Annotated in this window: 12 protein-coding genes, 1 tRNA gene and 2 rRNA genes (1 of these 15 running past the window's edge); 7 read left to right on the top strand and 8 right to left on the bottom strand. The window is 58.6% G+C overall.

Translation table 11 applies throughout. The annotated features are described in order from the left end of the window. The 3 genes from ACK9YZ_RS16710 to ACK9YZ_RS16700 all read left to right on the top strand — a co-directional run. Positions 1 to 2,478, top strand: a 23S ribosomal RNA gene (locus ACK9YZ_RS16710) (it extends 409 nt beyond the left edge of the window). A gap of 252 nt (positions 2,479 to 2,730) precedes the next feature. Further along, a 5S ribosomal RNA gene (rrf, locus tag ACK9YZ_RS16705) occupies positions 2,731 to 2,845 on the top strand. Positions 2,846 to 3,284: 439 nt separating this feature from the next. After that, positions 3,285 to 3,361, top strand: a tRNA-Met gene (locus ACK9YZ_RS16700). A gap of 253 nt (positions 3,362 to 3,614) precedes the next feature. Here ACK9YZ_RS16700 and ACK9YZ_RS16695 read toward each other — a convergent pair. The 4 genes from ACK9YZ_RS16695 to ACK9YZ_RS16680 form a co-directional block, all read right to left on the bottom strand. Then, positions 3,615 to 3,857, bottom strand: a complete 243-nt coding sequence (locus ACK9YZ_RS16695; protein WP_416064562.1) for a cysteine rich repeat-containing protein — start codon at positions 3,855 to 3,857, stop codon at positions 3,615 to 3,617. 168 nt (positions 3,858 to 4,025) lie between these two features. After that, positions 4,026 to 4,565 carry a hypothetical protein gene (locus ACK9YZ_RS16690; RefSeq protein WP_416064561.1) on the bottom strand — a complete coding sequence of 180 codons (540 nt, stop codon included), beginning with the start codon at positions 4,563 to 4,565 and terminating at the stop codon, positions 4,026 to 4,028. Positions 4,566 to 4,684: 119 nt separating this feature from the next. After that, positions 4,685 to 6,022: an ATP-binding protein gene (locus tag ACK9YZ_RS16685; RefSeq protein ID WP_416064560.1), complete on the bottom strand. Its 1,338-nt coding sequence runs from the start codon at positions 6,020 to 6,022 to the stop codon at positions 4,685 to 4,687. 2 nt (positions 6,023 to 6,024) lie between these two features. After that, positions 6,025 to 6,741, bottom strand: coding sequence for a response regulator (locus tag ACK9YZ_RS16680; protein ID WP_216755740.1), 717 nt, complete (start codon positions 6,739 to 6,741; stop codon positions 6,025 to 6,027). On the opposite strand from ACK9YZ_RS16680, the gene ACK9YZ_RS16675 reads away from it, so the two are divergent. The 4 genes from ACK9YZ_RS16675 to ACK9YZ_RS16660 all read left to right on the top strand — a co-directional run bounded on the left by ACK9YZ_RS16675 (position 6,740) and on the right by ACK9YZ_RS16660 (position 11,018). Beyond that, entirely contained in the window at positions 6,740 to 8,341 is a 1,602-nt protein-coding gene (locus tag ACK9YZ_RS16675) for an efflux RND transporter periplasmic adaptor subunit (protein WP_416064559.1), read from the top strand. The two genes, ACK9YZ_RS16680 and ACK9YZ_RS16675, sit on opposite strands and share 2 nt — an antisense overlap. Next, a complete protein-coding gene (locus ACK9YZ_RS16670; protein WP_416064558.1) occupies positions 8,338 to 9,498 on the top strand; it encodes an ABC transporter permease in 1,161 nt (386 codons plus the stop codon). The genes ACK9YZ_RS16675 and ACK9YZ_RS16670 overlap by 4 nt, the downstream gene beginning before the upstream one ends. Then, positions 9,495 to 10,238 carry an ABC transporter ATP-binding protein gene (locus tag ACK9YZ_RS16665; RefSeq protein WP_416064557.1) on the top strand — a complete coding sequence of 248 codons (744 nt, stop codon included), beginning with the start codon at positions 9,495 to 9,497 and terminating at the stop codon, positions 10,236 to 10,238. Before ACK9YZ_RS16670 ends, ACK9YZ_RS16665 begins: the two co-directional genes overlap by 4 nt. Before the next feature lie 90 nt (positions 10,239 to 10,328). Further along, a complete protein-coding gene (locus tag ACK9YZ_RS16660; RefSeq protein ID WP_416064556.1) occupies positions 10,329 to 11,018 on the top strand; it encodes an SH3 domain-containing protein in 690 nt (229 codons plus the stop codon). A 38-nt stretch (positions 11,019 to 11,056) separates the two neighbouring features. Here ACK9YZ_RS16660 and pdxA read toward each other — a convergent pair whose 3' ends face one another. From pdxA to ACK9YZ_RS16640, 4 genes are all read right to left on the bottom strand, one after another. After that, entirely contained in the window at positions 11,057 to 12,049 is a 993-nt protein-coding gene (gene pdxA / locus ACK9YZ_RS16655; RefSeq protein WP_416064555.1) for a 4-hydroxythreonine-4-phosphate dehydrogenase PdxA, read from the bottom strand. Between the two features lie 27 nt (positions 12,050 to 12,076). Beyond that, positions 12,077 to 13,210 carry an iron-containing alcohol dehydrogenase gene (locus ACK9YZ_RS16650; protein WP_416064554.1) on the bottom strand — a complete coding sequence of 378 codons (1,134 nt, stop codon included), beginning with the start codon at positions 13,208 to 13,210 and terminating at the stop codon, positions 12,077 to 12,079. A gap of 323 nt (positions 13,211 to 13,533) precedes the next feature. Then, on the bottom strand, positions 13,534 to 14,718 hold the full coding sequence (locus ACK9YZ_RS16645) for a sialidase family protein (RefSeq protein ID WP_416064553.1): 1,185 nt from the start codon (positions 14,716 to 14,718) through the stop codon (positions 13,534 to 13,536). A gap of 12 nt (positions 14,719 to 14,730) precedes the next feature. Next, positions 14,731 to 15,636 (bottom strand): dihydrodipicolinate synthase family protein, encoded by a 906-nt coding sequence (locus ACK9YZ_RS16640; protein WP_216755732.1) that lies wholly within the window; start codon positions 15,634 to 15,636, stop codon positions 14,731 to 14,733. Between the last annotated feature and the right edge of the window lie 238 nt (positions 15,637 to 15,874).

The raw sequence follows: 15,874 nt of genomic DNA, 5'->3' as shown, positions 1-15,874 counted from the left end.
AGTGGCATTAGTGATTAAAGCGGAACGTTCTGGAAAGTGCGGCCGTAGCGGGTGACAGCCCCGTACGCGTAGATATCATTAATGTCCTAGAGTAGGGCGGGACACGTGAAATCCTGTCTGAACATGGGGAGACCACTCTCCAAGCCTAAGTACTCGTGCATGACCGATAGCGAACAAGTACCGTGAGGGAAAGGTGAAAAGCACCCCGACAAGGGGAGTGAAATAGTACCTGAAACCGGATGCCTACAAACAGTCGGAGGGGGCAACCCTGACGGCGTACCTTTTGTATAATGGGTCAACGACTTAGTGTAACAAGCAAGCTTAAGCCGGTAGGTGTAGGCGCAGCGAAAGCGAGTCTGAATAGGGCGATATAGTTTGTTGCATTAGACCCGAAACCGAGTGATCTAGCCATGAGCAGGTTGAAGGTTGGGTAACACCAACTGGAGGACCGAACCCGCATCTGTTGCAATAGATTGGGATGACTTGTGGCTAGGGGTGAAAGGCCAATCAAACTCGGAAATAGCTGGTTCTCCGCGAAATCTATTTAGGTAGAGCGTCTGGCGAATACTCCCGGGGGTAGAGCACTGGATGGGCTATGGGGACTCACCGTCTTACTGATCCTAACCAAACTCCGAATACCGGGAAGTACTACCAGGCAGACACACGGCGGGTGCTAACGTCCGTCGTGAAAAGGGCAACAACCCTAACCTCCAGCTAAGGTCCCCAAGTCATGGCTAAGTGGGAAAGGATGTGAGGATCCCAAAACAACCAGGATGTTGGCTTAGAAGCAGCCATCATTTAAAGAAAGCGTAACAGCTCACTGGTCTAAATAAGGGTCTTTGCGCCGAAAATGTAACGGGGCTGAAGCCATGCACCGAAGCTGAGGATTCCTCTTTGAGGAGTGGTAGCGGAGCGTTCCGTAAGCTGATGAAGGGAGACCCGTGAGGGCTCCTGGAGGTATCGGAAGTGCGAATGTTGACATGAGTAACGATAAAGAGGGTGAGAGACCCTCTCGCCGAAAGACCAAGGGTTCCTGCTTAAAGTTAATCTGAGCAGGGTTAGCCGGCCCCTAAGACGAGGCGGACACGCGTAGTCGATGGGAACCACGTTAATATTCGTGGGCCTGGTGGAAGTGACGGATCGCACAAGTTGTTCATTCTGATTGGATTGGATGGGCAGCGGAGCGGTTCCAGGAAATAGCTCCACCGTATAGACCGTACCCGAAACCGACACAGGTGGTCAGGTAGAGTATACCAAGGCGCTTGAGAGAACTATGTTGAAGGAACTCGGCAAATTGCACGCGTAACTTCGGAAGAAGCGTGACCCCATTTTACGCAAGTATGATGGGGTGGCACAGACCAGGGGGTAGCGACTGTTTATCAAAAACACAGGGCTCTGCGAAGTCGCAAGACGACGTATAGGGTCTGACGCCTGCCCGGTGCTGGAAGGTTAAGAGGAGAGGTGCAAGCTTTGAATCGAAGCCCCAGTAAACGGCGGCCGTAACTATAACGGTCCTAAGGTAGCGAAATTCCTTGTCGGGTAAGTTCCGACCTGCACGAATGGCGTAACGACTTCCCCGCTGTCTCCAACATAGACTCAGTGAAATTGAATTCCCCGTGAAGATGCGGGGTTCCTGCGGTCAGACGGAAAGACCCCGTGCACCTTTACTATAGCTTTACACTGGCATTCGTGTCGGCATGTGTAGGATAGGTGGTAGGCTTTGAAGCAGGGACGCCAGTTTCTGTGGAGCCATCCTTGAAATACCACCCTTATCGTCATGGATGTCTAACCGCGGCCCGTTATCCGGGTCCGGGACAGTGTATGGTGGGTAGTTTGACTGGGGCGGTCGCCTCCGAAAGAGTAACGGAGGCGCGCGATGGTGGGCTCAGACCGGTCGGAAATCGGTCGTCGAGTGCAATGGCATAAGCCCGCCTGACTGCGAGACTGACAAGTCGAGCAGAGACGAAAGTCGGTCATAGTGATCCGGTGGTCCCGCGTGGAAGGGCCATCGCTCAACGGATAAAAGGTACGCCGGGGATAACAGGCTGATGACCCCCAAGAGTCCATATCGACGGGGTTGTTTGGCACCTCGATGTCGGCTCATCGCATCCTGGGGCTGGAGCAGGTCCCAAGGGTTTGGCTGTTCGCCAATTAAAGCGGTACGTGAGCTGGGTTCAGAACGTCGTGAGACAGTTCGGTCCCTATCTGCCGTGGGTGTAGGAATATTGACAGGATCTGTCCCTAGTACGAGAGGACCGGGATGGACATATCTCTGGTGGACCTGTTGTCCTGCCAAGGGCATAGCAGGGTAGCTATATATGGACGGGATAACCGCTGAAGGCATCTAAGCGGGAAACCCACCTGGAAACGAGTGTTCCCTATCAGAGCCGTGGAAGACGACCACGTTGATAGGCCGGGTGTGGAAGTGCGGCAACGCATGAAGCTTACCGGTACTAATAGCTCGATTGGCTTGATCGTTCTCATTGACTATGCTCATCGCCCGGCGAATGCACCGCATTCGCCCGGTAGTTCGATGAGCCTGACCTTCTGTCCTCACGCGCCATAGGCGCTGCGGACGGCGCGCCGGACAACCGGCGACGCGCTTTGCGCTTGCGGAGCTTTGCTCCGACGGTGCCTCGCGAAAGGTAAGACGTGTTCAAAACCAATCACTGACGACTACTTATTAGTCGCTCAGTGAACCAGCTTCTCACACAAGTTGCGCTTCGCTGACCTGGTGGTTATGGCGGGGTGGCTGCACCCGTTCCCTTTCCGAACACGGCCGTGAAACGCCCCAGCGCCTATGGTACTTCGTCTTAAGACGCGGGAGAGTCGGTCGCTGCCAGGTCTGCTAAACGCAACTCGTGAAAACGCATGTGCCCGAAGCTGAACAAGCTTCGGAAAGCGACATGCGCAAAATCGACAACAATCTTCTCTGAACGAAACCAACGGCCCAAAGCCGATACAAAGGGCCGCTCACAAAGCGGCCTTTCGTCTTTAGCGCCCTATATCATGAACACGAGACAAATTGCTTCGCAATTTGCTCGGCAACAATCCGCAAAGCGCAAGCGCTTTGCGTAGCCGCGACAAATCCTACGGATTTGCGCAATCGGTCTTTTGCCAACAGGCAAAAGACCTGGACGGACGACACAAGTGTCGCCTGGATAACGCGGGGTGGAGCAGCCCGTTCGGCCTAAGATCGATCCACCGGATCGATCTCTTAACGGCCTCACCTCGTCAGGCTACGCCTGACATCGCTCCCGGGCACAACGTCCGGAATGAAATATCGCGGGGTGGAGCAGCCCGGTAGCTCGTCAGGCTCATAACCTGAAGGCCGCAGGTTCAAATCCTGCCCCCGCAACCAAGCTTTCCATGCGATCCCAAAGAGTCCCCACCGCGGGGCTTTTTGCGTTTCTGGGCTTCACCGCTGGCTGCCTGTCACAGGCCCTCGGAAAAATCGCAGCCAGACGGAATAAGTCGGCAGCTAAGCTCACCATAAGGCGATGTAGCGGTTGAATGCCGGACCAAGGCTGATGTGAACTGGCCGCGCCATGTCGGTGAGGCCAGTTGCCTTCTGTCGGCGGGGATTCTCGCCGGGAGGGCGCGAGCTGGCCAGGTCAATTCGACTGACGGCTTGCCTTGATCTCCATCAGTTTAGCAGTGCAGGTCTCCGAGACGTTCGACGCGTTCTGCTGGAGGCATTGCAGCAGCCTTCCGCCGCCCGGCTGGACGCCGTTGCAGAGCCGCCGCACATCCGCTTCGCAGGCGGAGCGGATGTCTCGCATCTGTTGGCGGCTCACCTCCTGGGCATTGGCCGCGCCGGCAAGCGCCGCGAAGGCGACGGTCAAATAGATTTTCATTCCTGATCTCCCGAAAAGGGGTTGCATGAGAGGAAGGGCGGACGGGCCGGGTTTGGTCTATGGGCGGCGACCCGTCCGTTCCGGCACTGGGGTACGTGCCGAAAGTCACAGCCGAGGTGTGGTCAACGGAGAGCAAATCAATCGATCCGAAAACTCGGCCGAAGCATGTTACCCCCGGATGAGCCGCGGCATGCGGGCCGTCTCCAGTTGTTCCGCCGTCAATTTGGCGCGAAGGTCCGTGATCGCCTTCTTGAGTATCTGCGCCTTGTCCGCATATCCTGCCATGACGTCGGAAAGAGCCTCCGCCCGGCCGAATGCCTCCGGTCCCTTCAGGTCTTCATCGGGCGCTCCGATCACCGAAATGACCGCGTCGCGATCGGGAAGCAACGCAAGCAAGGCCTCGGTATACGCACGCCAGGCATCCTTCTGGTCGGCGCGGATGCCTATGGCCGTCTCCTGCGCCGAGAGCATGCCGGCAAGCCGAAGGCGACTTGCCTTGCCAGTATAATAATAGCGCAGGTCGTCAAGGTGGTCGGCGAGGGCACGGACGTCGAGATAACCGTTCCTGTACACCTCGAAACGCTGGTCGCCGTGGGTATCTTCGGCGGGGCCGGCACTCGCGTTTTGATCCTGGGCCATCCCTGACAGAGGGATGGCGGCGAGCAGCAGCGCGCCTGCGCCGAAAGAGAATAGCACCGTTTTTTTCATGGCAACCTCCGTGGTTCGTTGATGGTGACACCATGAACGGCGCAGTTTGCGACGAATTTGCTCGCCTATAGGAAAATGTAGCGATTTGTTGCTCGAAGGGCGGCATGCACCCGTCTGGTTCAAGTCGTCTCGAATAGCGGAAGAGTAACAGTCACCAGACCGCCACGCTTGCCGTCCGCAAGTGTGATCGTCCCGCCTTGTGCTTCCAGAAGGGTTTGCGCGACAGCAAGGCCAAGCCCCGCTCCACCCGTTTTTCGTGCGCGGGATGGCTCTGCGCGAACGAAAGGCTCCAGCAGCAGCTCCCGTTCTTCTTTTGAAAATCCCGGCCCCTCATCTTCGATTGAAATTCTTGCCCGGCCCTCTTCGACCGCCATCGTCACATGCGCTCGCCGGCCATATTTGACGGCATTGTCGACGAGGTTGCCGATGATCCGCCGAAGCGCCAGGCGATCGCCGATGATCCACGTTTCGGCCTGCGTTGTGTCCGTTTCCAGAATGACGGGCAGGCCCGCACTCCTGAAATCCGCTATTTCGGCGCGCAGCAATTCAGCGAGGTCGAGCATCTCCTCGTTGAGCGCTCCGACACCCGCCTGCGACGTCAGAAGAGCATTGTCGAGGAGATCGATCATGTCCTCGATGTCGGACGTGGCCCGTTCCCTTTCTGCGTCATCGGGCAGTTGTTCGAGCCGGAGCCGCAGTCGCGTCGCAAAGCTGCGGACATCGTGCTGGATACCTCCGATCAACGCCATACGGGAACGCGTCATGGCGTGTAGCCGGCTCTGGAGCCTGTCGAAAGCCCTGACCAGCGCACCGATTTCCGGCGTTGTTGCGCGGGTAGGGGGAAGCGGGATTGGGTCGCCTGAGGGATCGATGCGGTCGACGGCGGAGGCCAGTCTGGTCAACGGCCTGATTTCCCGATGCAGCATGTAAAAGGCGATGCAGGCGAACAGGGTTCCCAACAGTCCCGCGCCCGTTCCCGCCGGCAAACCATAAAACGTTACGACAAAGGGCGTGCGCGCTTCGGCGACGAGGATATTGCCGTTGTCGAGTGCCACCCAAAATTCGACCGGCCGCGCCGTGCGGGTCCACAAGCCCGGCCGGAGACCTTCGGTGTTGTGCCGTAACTGAATGTGGATGAGTTTTTCGCCGAGAAACTGCCGATAAAGCGCGAAATCAGCGCTATCGGCCAGGTCGTCGCCTGCAGCCGGCACCGATGAGCTGTCGGTGATCCGCACCTCCAGCATTGAGGATTGGAGAGCCGCGAGGGCGAGTTGCCGCTCGTCTGGGGCGATGTTGGATACGAGATCGATGATCGCCTTCAATTGTTCGGGCGGCAGACGGTTAGCGGTTCGCGACAGGTCACTCGTCCAGTAGAAGAAGGCAATCAGAGTGATCCAGAGAGCGAGAAGCGCGCTCGCGCCGATCGCCAGCAGTCGCGCGGTCAGGCCGAAACGCATGTTTATGAGACCTGTCGAACTGGTGCGCTCAAGAGATAGCCGCCATTGCGTACGGTATTGATGAGGTTGCAGCCAGGACTCAGGCTGTCCAGCTTTTTGCGAACGCGCGAGACAAGAATGTCGACCGTGCGATCGAAAGGATCCGCGCTGCGCCCATGGGTCCAGTCCAGTATCTGGTCTCGCGACAACACGCGGCGCGGGCGCAGGACGAAACAGGCAAGCAGGTCGAACTCGGCGCTGGTCAGGGCAACGAGACCGCCCTCCTCGGTGCGGAGTTGGCGGGCGTCGAGATCGGCAACGAAACGGTCGAAGGCATAACGGCGCGAGGCAAGCTGAAGCGGTTGAGCGCCCGTCCGACGCAACAGCGCCCTGACACGCGCGAGGAGTTCCCTCGGCCCGAAAGGCTTGACGACATAGTCGTCGGCGCCGATCTCGAGCCCGACCACCCGGTCTGTCTCGTCCCCTTTCGCCGTCAGCATGAGGACAGGCAACCTCCGTTCCGACGCCAGCCGCCGGCAGATCGACAGGCCATCCTCGCCAGGAAGCATCAGATCGAGGATGACGAGGTCCGGCCTGACGCGTTCAAGCGCCTTGTCCATATCCCGTCCATCCTGTGCCAGCTCCACATCGAAACCTTCGCGATGCAGAAAATCGCCAACCAGCCGCCGGATCTCGGGGTCGTCATCAACGATCAGGATGGTTTTTGTCTCTTTCTCCATGATCTTCAACAGGACATTTCGTGGTCGGGAAATCAATAGGAAAACCCGCGCGTGTACAAAACGATACCAGCCGGAAAAATATCTCAACAACCTGAAAAGCCCGGTTGATGGCCCAGCAATGAAATTTCCCGACGGTGGCAATCCTGGTTCCGTGGGCGGTGGTTTCGGGCTTGGACAGCATCCCGTGATGGTGCCCGCGCCTTCGAGGGAGCGTCGTCTCGTCCGTCGGGTACAACATTGTCTGGAGTATAGTCTCTTGCATCCAAGTTCAGCCAATATGCCAGTAGAAGAGTCTCCGCGCGGGAAAATCGCCACCCATCAACGGACGGGTCAAGCCGGCATGGAAGAAAGAGTCGATCCGGCGCAATTGACCTCGGTCTCGCCAATCGGCCTTCGATCTGGCGAAGATTGGCTGCCCGGCGCTCTCGTCCGTCCCTCTTCCGCGCCCTTGCGGCCAGGTAGGACGGTGATGATACTTGTTGGCGGCATGCTCGTGGTGGCGACAATTCTGCTGTCGATGCGCTATCTGATGCCCAAGTCCGAAGAATTGATGCCGGTCGGCCGCAGCTTCTTCCAGGCGGAGATAAAAGGCCCCGGCACATTGGACGCGACTATCAAGGCCAATGTCAGCTCCAGTTTGCAGGGGGTGATTACCGCCCTTCATGTCGACCGCAATGACATGCTGCGCAAGGGAGAGATCATTGCCGAAGTCAACGCCGGAGAGCTGAAAGCGCAACTCAACGCTTCTCTTGCCTCACAAGAGGCTGCGCGCAAGGCCGTGGAAGCGGCGCATGCCGACGGCCGACGTGCTGAAGCCACGCTTGCGAATGCCCGCTCGACGTTTGCCCGGCAGGAGGAGTTGCAGCGCACCGGAACATCGACGCGTTCAGCGCTGGAATCGGCCCAAACCGCGGTCCAGCAAGCCGAAGCCGATCTCGCCAAAGCACGATCCCTCGTTCTGCAGGCCGAGGCACAGGAAGCCGAGGCCGCTGCAACGGTGGAAGTCAATCAGGCACAATTGGACAAGTCGGTGATCCGCGCTCCGATCGACGGCATTGTCGTCGACCGAGACCTCAATCTCGGCGATGTCGTTTCGCCCGGCACAGCGATCGTCGAACTTGTCGATCCTTCAAGCATCGTGCTGACGGCCCGTTTCGATGAAAGCGCGATTGCGTCGCTATCCCAAGACCAGGACGTGACAATCACCTTCAATTCGCAGGACGAGGCTCCGATCAACGGCAAAGTGCGCCGGATCGGCAGGCAAGTCGATACCGAGACGCGAGAGTTTACCGTCGACATCACGCCGCAGCGATTGCCATCGAATTGGGCGATTGGGCAACGTGGAGACGCTGTCATTGCTCTTCAAGGCAGGTCAGACGTGATGTCCGTTCCATCCTCAGCGATCGTCCGAAACGATGGGCATCCCGGCGTCTGGACTGTTGTTAAAGGCCGGGCCGCGTGGAGGCCGGTAGAGCTCGGATCGATTGGTGGTGCGCGAGTCGAGGTGCGCAGCGGTCTGAATAGAGGAGATGTCGTCATGACGGATCCGAAGCGAGTTTATGCCTTCATGCCTGTCGTTCGCTCGGAGTCCCGGCCATGAATATCGGCTTCAAGGATATCCGACACAATCTAGGGCGTTTCTTGATGACCGCAGCCGGCGTGGCTTTTCTTGTAACCGCATCCATCGGCATGATCGGTCTCTACAGGGGTATTGTTGAGGATGCTCTGGTAATTATTGACCGGATCGGCGCCGATCTGTGGGTGGTGCAAGGGGGGCGTTCCGGTCCCTTTTCGGAAAGCTCGGCGATATCCTCCGATATGGATCGCCGGGTGGAGGGCGTTGCCGGCGTGGCGGGTGTTCGCCGTTTCGTGCAAATCAGCCAGCAATTCGCCTTTCGTGGCCGGCAGCTGCGCGCTTCCATTACAGGGCTCGACTATCCCAAGGACCGGGGGGAATGGGTGCCGCTGACAGCAGGTCGATATCTGGAAAACGGCCACTTCGAGGCTATTGCAGACGCAAGCATCGGGTTCGGTCTCGGCGACCGCGTTCGGCTGGGGCAGGACGATTATACCATCGTTGGCCTGACGCGAGGGATGGTCGACATGAGTGGCGATGGACTGCTCTTCGTTTCAGTGAACGATGCGATGGCGATCGCCCAGCGACGGACAAGCGAAGAGGTGCTGCTTGCCCGGAAGGAAACAGGCGGTAGCCGAAGCGCCGCAAACGGCAGTTCGGTGCAACAGGACAGCAAGATTGCCGCGACGCTGGTGACGCTCGAGCCGGCCGCCAGCGAGAAGGCGGTTCGCGCGGCGATCATGGCCTGGGGAGATGCAAATGTTCTGAGCAGGGCCGACCAGGAAAATCTCCTGCTCAACCAGAGGCTCTGGCGGCTGAGAGTGCAAATTCTTGCCTTCACCGCGGTCCTTCTGGTGGTGATGGCCATCGTCATTTCGCTTATCATCTACATGCTGACCATGGAAAAGCGCCATCAGATCGCCATGCTGAAGCTGATTGGCGCACGCAATGGCGTCATTATCAGGATGATTGCCGAACAGTCCTATCTGATCGGGGCAGGTGGCCTGCTTTTCGGACTTGTCCTGTCCCATTTAATCTTTCCCTGCTTTCCACGCAGGGTAGTGATCGATCCCGCCGATATCGGCGTGCTTGCGCTCACCATGGCCGCGATTTGCGGCTTTGCCAGCCTGTTTGGCATTTCGAGGGCTCTCAAGGTCCGGGCGCAGGAAATCCTGTCATGAACGCCATGCCGATCCTATGCGTCCGCAACGCGTGCCGCCACTACCGCAGCGGTGAGACAGTGGTGCGCGCCCTCGACGGCGTCTCTTTCGATATCCATCCGGGCGAAGTCGTTGGCATTCTGGGACCCAGCGGGTCCGGTAAAAGTACGCTGTTGCTGATCGCCGGCCTTTTGGAGCCGCCCACGACCGGCGAAATCTATATTCGCGACCGGCTCGTTTCCCAACCCGATGCCGACCTCGACGGCCTCCGTGACTTCAGACGCACCAATATCGGTTTCATTTTCCAGAAGGCCAATCTCATTCCGTTTCTGTCGGCGGTCGAAAACGTGGCGCTCGCGCTCGAGATAGACGATGTGCCGGCGCGCGCGGCGCGCGATTATGCTTCGCAGCTGCTTGGCAATGTCGATCTCGCGCATCGCGTCGACAATCTTCCGGCTCGGTTGTCGGGAGGCGAACAGCAACGCGTGGCCGTCGCCCGGGCGCTGGCAAACGATCCTGCTCTCATTCTCGCCGACGAGCCGACGGCGGCGCTCGACAGTGCGCGCGGACGGCAGGTGATCTCTCTGTTTCGGCAGATTGCCGATACGAGACAGGCAGGCGTAGCGGTTGTCACCCACGATCCGCGTGTGCAGGACCTCTTCGACCGGACGATCGAACTCAGGGATGGCCGGATTGTCGCCGAAAACGCCACCCGGCCGGGTGAGAGCGCCGCCGCTGATACAAATCGCAACAAAACGTAACGCCGGTGAAAGACCGCAGCTAACTTCGAGACCGATCCTCTCCTTATTCCCGCTTCGCCAGCCGGCGTTGCAACACGACAGGAGAACCCGATGCTGAAGAAATTGTTGCTGGCGCTGGCCATTTTTGCCGGCGCTTCATCCATCGCCACTGCGGCCACGGTCGCGGTTGCGACGGGAAACGTCAACCTGAGAGCTGGTCCTTCGACCGGATATCCGGTTGTGACCGTTGTTCCGGGCAGCGCCCGGATTGTCACCCACGGATGCCTGACCGGCTATACCTGGTGCGACATAAGCTTTGCCAACTATCGTGGCTGGGTGGCGGCCAACTATATCCAGGTCGTCTACAAAGGCGGACCGGTGGTCCTTACATCCGCAGTGGCGCCTTCCGTCGGCGTGACGATCATCGCCTTTAACAAGGTTTACTGGGACAACTACTATGCTGCCTATCCATGGTATGGTAGCTGGGCACGTTATTATCGCCCCTATCCGGCCTATCCCGTCGCTCCTCCGCGACGCGTCACCTCCTATGACCGATCTGTCAATTGCGCCGGCGGAAGTTGCACCGCGACGCGTTCAGCGACAGGTGTCTATGGAGGCTCCACGAACCATACGCGGACGTGCGGCGGCGGGGAATGCACGGCTACGAGGGAGACCGTTGGGCCGTACGGCAACAGTGCCTCACGCGTCCGCAACTGCAGCGCCAACACGCATTCGTGCAGCGTGACAAGAACAGGTCCGCGCGGTGGTACGGCGACCGGCACGCGCAGTTTTCAACGATAACGCCAGAGCCCCGGGACGGAACATGACCGAGATCTTCGTTATGCAGAGCCTCTTCGGCGCGGCGATCTCGCCATCAACCGCGCATAGGCGATCGCCGAGAGCATGTTGACGTGGTTGGCCTTGCCGGTTCCGGCGATGTCGAAGGCGGTGCCATGGTCGACGGAGACTCGGTCGATCGGCAGGCCGAGGGAGACATTGACGGCGGTTTCGAAGGCGACGAGCTTGATCGGGATGTGGCCCTGATCGTGATATTGCGCGATCACTAGATCGAAAGCGCCATTATAGGCGCGGGCGAAGACCGTGTCGGCGGAAATCGGGCCGACCACGTCGATGCCTTTGGCCTGTGCGAGCTCGACGGCGGGTGCGAGGAATTCCGTGTCTTCTGTTCCGAAAAGGCCGTTCTCGCCGCAATGGGGGTTGAGACCGGCAACGGCAATGCGGGCCTTCTTGCCGAGGCGCATGAAGTGATTGTGGCCGGCTTCGATCGTTGCCAGCACACGTTCAGTCTTGGCTCGTTCTATCGCGCCCTTCAGCGAGATGTGGGTCGAGACATGGATGGTGTTCAGACGCTCGGAGGCGAGGAGCATGAAGGAGCTCTTGGAGCCGGTCAGATGCGCCAGCAGGCCGGTATGACCATCGTAATGGTGGCCGGCGAGGTTCATGGCTTCCTTGTTGATCGGCGCCGTGACGATGACGTCGGCTTCCTGCGACATGGCGAGATCAACGGCGCGAGCGATGTAACGGACGGATGCATCGCCAGCGACTGGGTTGACCTTGCCAATCTCGGGGAGGGGAGCGTCCAGCGCGACCTCATCCACGGCGATGTTGTTTCCATCCTCGGAGGCGGAAGGGCCGAAGCTGAGGCTGATATTGGTTGCGCGTACGGCCCGTTCCAGAGCCTCCGTATTGCCAACGATGACGAAGTCGCGACGTTCGGCAGCCGGCAATGCAGCCAGCGCCTTGACGATCACTTCAGGGCCTACGCCGGCGGGATCGCCGAGGGTTACTGCGACTTTTGCATTTCTGTCCATCAGTCAATTCCTCTTGAAAGCCCTGCCTCAATAGGCCGCCTCGTAGATCGAGCGTATATCAGTGCGCGTCAAGTCGCGCGGATTGTTATCCAGGAGCCTGCGGATGGCGAAGGCGTCGTCGGCCATGGCATCCAGATCATTTTCAGGCACGCCGAGGCCGGAAAGTGTCATCTCGATGCCAAGTTCGGCGCAGAAAGCATAGGCCGCATCAAAGACCGATTCGACGGTGTCGGATGTGTCATAGCCGAGCGCTTCCATCACCGCTTTCGTCTTTCCCGGCACGGCTGGCGTATTGAAAGCGAGAACATGCGGGAAGATCAATGCGTTCGCCGCGCCATGGGCTACATGCCAGCGGGTGCCGAGCGGATAGGCGAGCGCATGGCCGCCAGCCGTATTGACCGGGCCGAGGCAAAAGCCGCCATAGAGCGAGGCCAGCGAAAGACCGGCACGTGCTTCGGCATCCGAGCCGTCGCGCACGGCTCTTGCGAGATATTTGCCGACAAGCCGCGTTCCTTCGATGGCGTAAATGTCGATCATCGGGTGCGCCTTGCGATTGGTGAAGGCCTCGACACAATGTGCCATGGCATCGACACCGGTTGCAGCGGTGGTGCGGGCCGGGACGGAGAAAGTCAGGGAAGGATCTATCACGGCGATATCGGCGAGCATGTGAAGGCTTTCGACAGCAAGCTTCGCCTTGGTCTCGGGATCGGTGACCAGCGCGCGGATACCGGCCTCGCTGCCCGTGCCCGATGTTGTCGGCACCTGCGCAAGCGCTACCTTTCGCGGCCCCTGAACCTTATTGGGGCCGACAACATCGCGAAGGCTCTGCGACGAGCCGGCGAGCACGGCAGCCAGCTTGGCAAGATCCATGGCGCTGCCACCACCGAAGCCGACGATAAGGTCTGCCTGTGCGGTTTCTGCTGCCGCGAGCACCTTGTCGAGATTAGCGATATCCGGCTCAGGCGTCACGTCCGAGAAGACCGAAACGTCACCCTTCAGCTGCAACAGATCGATGCGTGTCGCGTTGAATGCATCCGAAATGACCAGTGTTCGGGAATAGCCCTTGTTTGCGGCCCAGGCGCCGAGCTTTCCCGCGGCCTCCAGGCCGAATTCGATCAGGTGGGGCCGGACAACGGCAATAGGTGAATCCAAACTGACCATAGGTGGCCCTCCTGATGCGCGACGGACTGGGTCGTCAATGATGTAAATTTGTTATCCCGTCCGGTGGTTTTTGGCAAGAATGAATGAAGATTTTTCTTGTTTGGCAGCTCAGTTTGGTAGTGAACGTGCCACGTGTAGTGCTCAAAATTATTTTCAATATATTGAAATTAAACATATAATTTTGAGTATTGGTGATTGGCGGAAAGGGTGGCAGGACTTGTAAAGGGATTGTCGTGCATTTGTAAAAATAAGAATTCAGATGGGAGGGCCAACTGCCTTCGCCGATTGGCCCTCCCATGCGCTGCTTGTGATCCCGTCGGTCGTTAAGCGATTGATTCCAAAGGAAGACGTACATATTTGATGGCGCGCCGGTAATAGGTATAGGCCACATGAAGCGCACCGTCCGGTCCCTGGGTTATCGAGGGATAGGAGAACTCGCGATTGAGCATGTCCTTCGAATTGTTGCTCAGGCAATAGCCGTCGCCTGTGTCGAGGTCGAATTTACGCTCGAAATGACCGCCTCGATCGGCGGAAACTGCGAGGCTCAACGGTGCGCGCGGAACACCCCAGACCGCTTTTCTGGTCGGCATATCGGTCGTTTCGACGGCAGGAGCCTTGTCGCTTTCAATCTCGTCATAGAGGGACTGACGCCGGGCGTCGGAGGAAGCGGCGTTGCTGTGGTTGTAAACCATCGCAACCCTCTGATCCTTAAGGCCAGCCGCCTGGATCGAGGAATTGTTGTTGGGCAGATAGGTCGGTCCCGGTGCGCTCCAGGTTTCGCCTTGGTCCGATGACACAGAGGCGCGGATATTCTCGGAATAACGATCACGGAAAAAGGCGATCATCCTGTCGCCGTCGAGCGGCACGATATTCATGTGCACCGCGCCCAGGCTGCCTTCTATCTCTTTCATCTGCCATCTTTTTCCGCGGTCGCGGGAGATCAGCACGCCCGCCGTGTCGGCGTCGCCGCTCCAGCGCTGCCCAGGCAAACTGATGCAGCGGAAGATGGGAAGCAGCCAATCACCTCTCCCATTGACGACAATCTGCTGGCGCACGAATGTGCCGGGCACGTCGCAGAGGATGGTGGGCGGTGCAAAGCTCCTGCCGCCATCTTCGGAGATGCGGCATTTGACAACTGCGCCGTCCTGATCGCCGGATGTCTGCGAGGTATAAATCAGCCAGACGTACCCATCAGGAGCGCTGAAAATCAGGGGATTCTGTTCGGATTTCGCCGGATCGTCAGTCATTTTTTCCGGTTCGGACCAGCGGTTAGAACCAGGGGCCAACCGTGACATGTAAATTGAGATGTCGCCCATGCCTTCCATCGTGCCGCCGAACCAGACGCAGGTCAGGGTGCCGTCGGCAAGAAACGCCAGGTTGGCGGCGTGGTTCTGAATGCAGGGAGACGGCAGATAGGCATCAAAACGACCGGCCTGGGCATCATTTGCCCTGAGCAAACCGTCCATCAGCGCCGGAACGTCCTCTGGCTTCAAGCCTGTGGATTTCATGGTTCTTCCTCCTTACGGCAGCTTTGCGTAGCTTTCGGCGAGCGCCGCATATTCGGTATCGTTGAGCGGCATTAGCGGCGGGCGAGTGCGCCGCCAGCCGACATTGCCGGTTTTCAGTCCCACCATCGCCTTGATGGCCGGGATCTGCACATAGGAGTTCGACAGGGTGCGGAAAGCGTTGATACGAGCCTGCGCTGTCTCGACATCTGCATTGCGTGCCTCGTCATGGACGTGGTCGTAAACCGTACGCAGGGAATTTCCGACAAGGTTCGACGTGGCGGTGATGCAGCCCGCGCCGCCGGCTTTCAGTAGCGGCAGCAGCAGCGGGTCGGCGCCGCAGAGTACGGAGAAACCCGGGCAGGCGGCGATAATTGCCTGCATGTTATTGAAATCGCCAGCAGATTCCTTGATGCCGACAACTGTATCCGGGAAGGCTTCGACCAGTCGGCTGATCAGCGGAATGGAGAGCGGAACGCCCGAAACCTGTGGGATGTGATAGAGGATCACCTGCAGCCTGCTGTCGCCGATCTTCTCCAGAATCTGGGCGTAGGCGGTAAAGAGGCCTTCGTCGGAAACGCCCTTGTAATAGAAGGGCGGCAGCATCACCACCTTGGTGACGCCGAGCGAAAGCGCGTGCCTCGTCAGTTCAATCGTCTCGGGAATGGCGACGACGCCGGTACCTGGCAGGAGCTTGTCCGCGGGAATGCCGGCCTTCAGAGCGGCTTCGAGGAGCGCGCGGCGCTCGGCAGAAGAGAAGGAGTTCGCTTCGCCTGTCGTGCCAAGCAGCGCAACGCCATGGCAACCTTCTTCGATCAGCCGCTGGCAATGTTCGGTGAAGAGACCGAGATCGGGGCTGCCATCGGTGTTGAGAGGGGTGGTGGCGGCGCTGTAGACGCCTGTAATCTTGTGATTGCTCAAGGTATCCTCCTCTTCAGACCGGGCCTTCCCGGCACGTTCCTGTGCTGTCGTATTCATCCCAATGCGAGGTAGTTGTCAATCTTACAAATTTGAAATCTTTACGTGCCTATTTTTAAGATATTGATTTAATGTGGTAAATTATTGCGATCTTGCAGTTTGGAGTTTCGTCAGTTATTTTCCATTGACAGATTTACATTATCGCGCAAATGTCTGCGGTATATCGCGCAGCTTCGGGGAG

The sequence above is a fragment of the Rhizobium sp. ZK1 genome (assembly GCF_047782645.1).
In the GTDB taxonomy this organism is placed as follows: Bacteria; Pseudomonadota; Alphaproteobacteria; order Rhizobiales; family Rhizobiaceae; genus Rhizobium.
The sequence above is the reverse complement of the archived record's forward strand: the minus strand, read 5'-3'. Positions and strand labels throughout refer to the sequence as shown.

Bases quoted from the DNA above. Each gene is read 5' to 3' on its own strand.
- ACK9YZ_RS16695 (WP_416064562.1), bottom strand. From the start codon at position 3,857: ATGAAAATCTATTTGACCGTCGCCTTCGCGGCGCTTGCCGGCGCGGCC.
- ACK9YZ_RS16690 (WP_416064561.1), bottom strand. From the start codon at position 4,565: ATGAAAAAAACGGTGCTATTCTCTTTCGGCGCAGGCGCGCTGCTGCTC.
- ACK9YZ_RS16685 (WP_416064560.1), bottom strand. From the start codon at position 6,022: ATGCGTTTCGGCCTGACCGCGCGACTGCTGGCGATCGGCGCGAGCGCG.
- ACK9YZ_RS16675 (WP_416064559.1), top strand. From the start codon at position 6,740: ATGATCTTCAACAGGACATTTCGTGGTCGGGAAATCAATAGGAAAACC.
- ACK9YZ_RS16680 (WP_216755740.1), bottom strand. From the start codon at position 6,741: ATGGAGAAAGAGACAAAAACCATCCTGATCGTTGATGACGACCCCGAG.
- ACK9YZ_RS16670 (WP_416064558.1), top strand. From the start codon at position 8,338: ATGAATATCGGCTTCAAGGATATCCGACACAATCTAGGGCGTTTCTTG.
- ACK9YZ_RS16665 (WP_416064557.1), top strand. From the start codon at position 9,495: ATGAACGCCATGCCGATCCTATGCGTCCGCAACGCGTGCCGCCACTAC.
- ACK9YZ_RS16660 (WP_416064556.1), top strand. From the start codon at position 10,329: ATGCTGAAGAAATTGTTGCTGGCGCTGGCCATTTTTGCCGGCGCTTCA.
- pdxA (WP_416064555.1), bottom strand. From the start codon at position 12,049: ATGGACAGAAATGCAAAAGTCGCAGTAACCCTCGGCGATCCCGCCGGC.
- ACK9YZ_RS16650 (WP_416064554.1), bottom strand. From the start codon at position 13,210: ATGGTCAGTTTGGATTCACCTATTGCCGTTGTCCGGCCCCACCTGATC.
- ACK9YZ_RS16645 (WP_416064553.1), bottom strand. From the start codon at position 14,718: ATGAAATCCACAGGCTTGAAGCCAGAGGACGTTCCGGCGCTGATGGAC.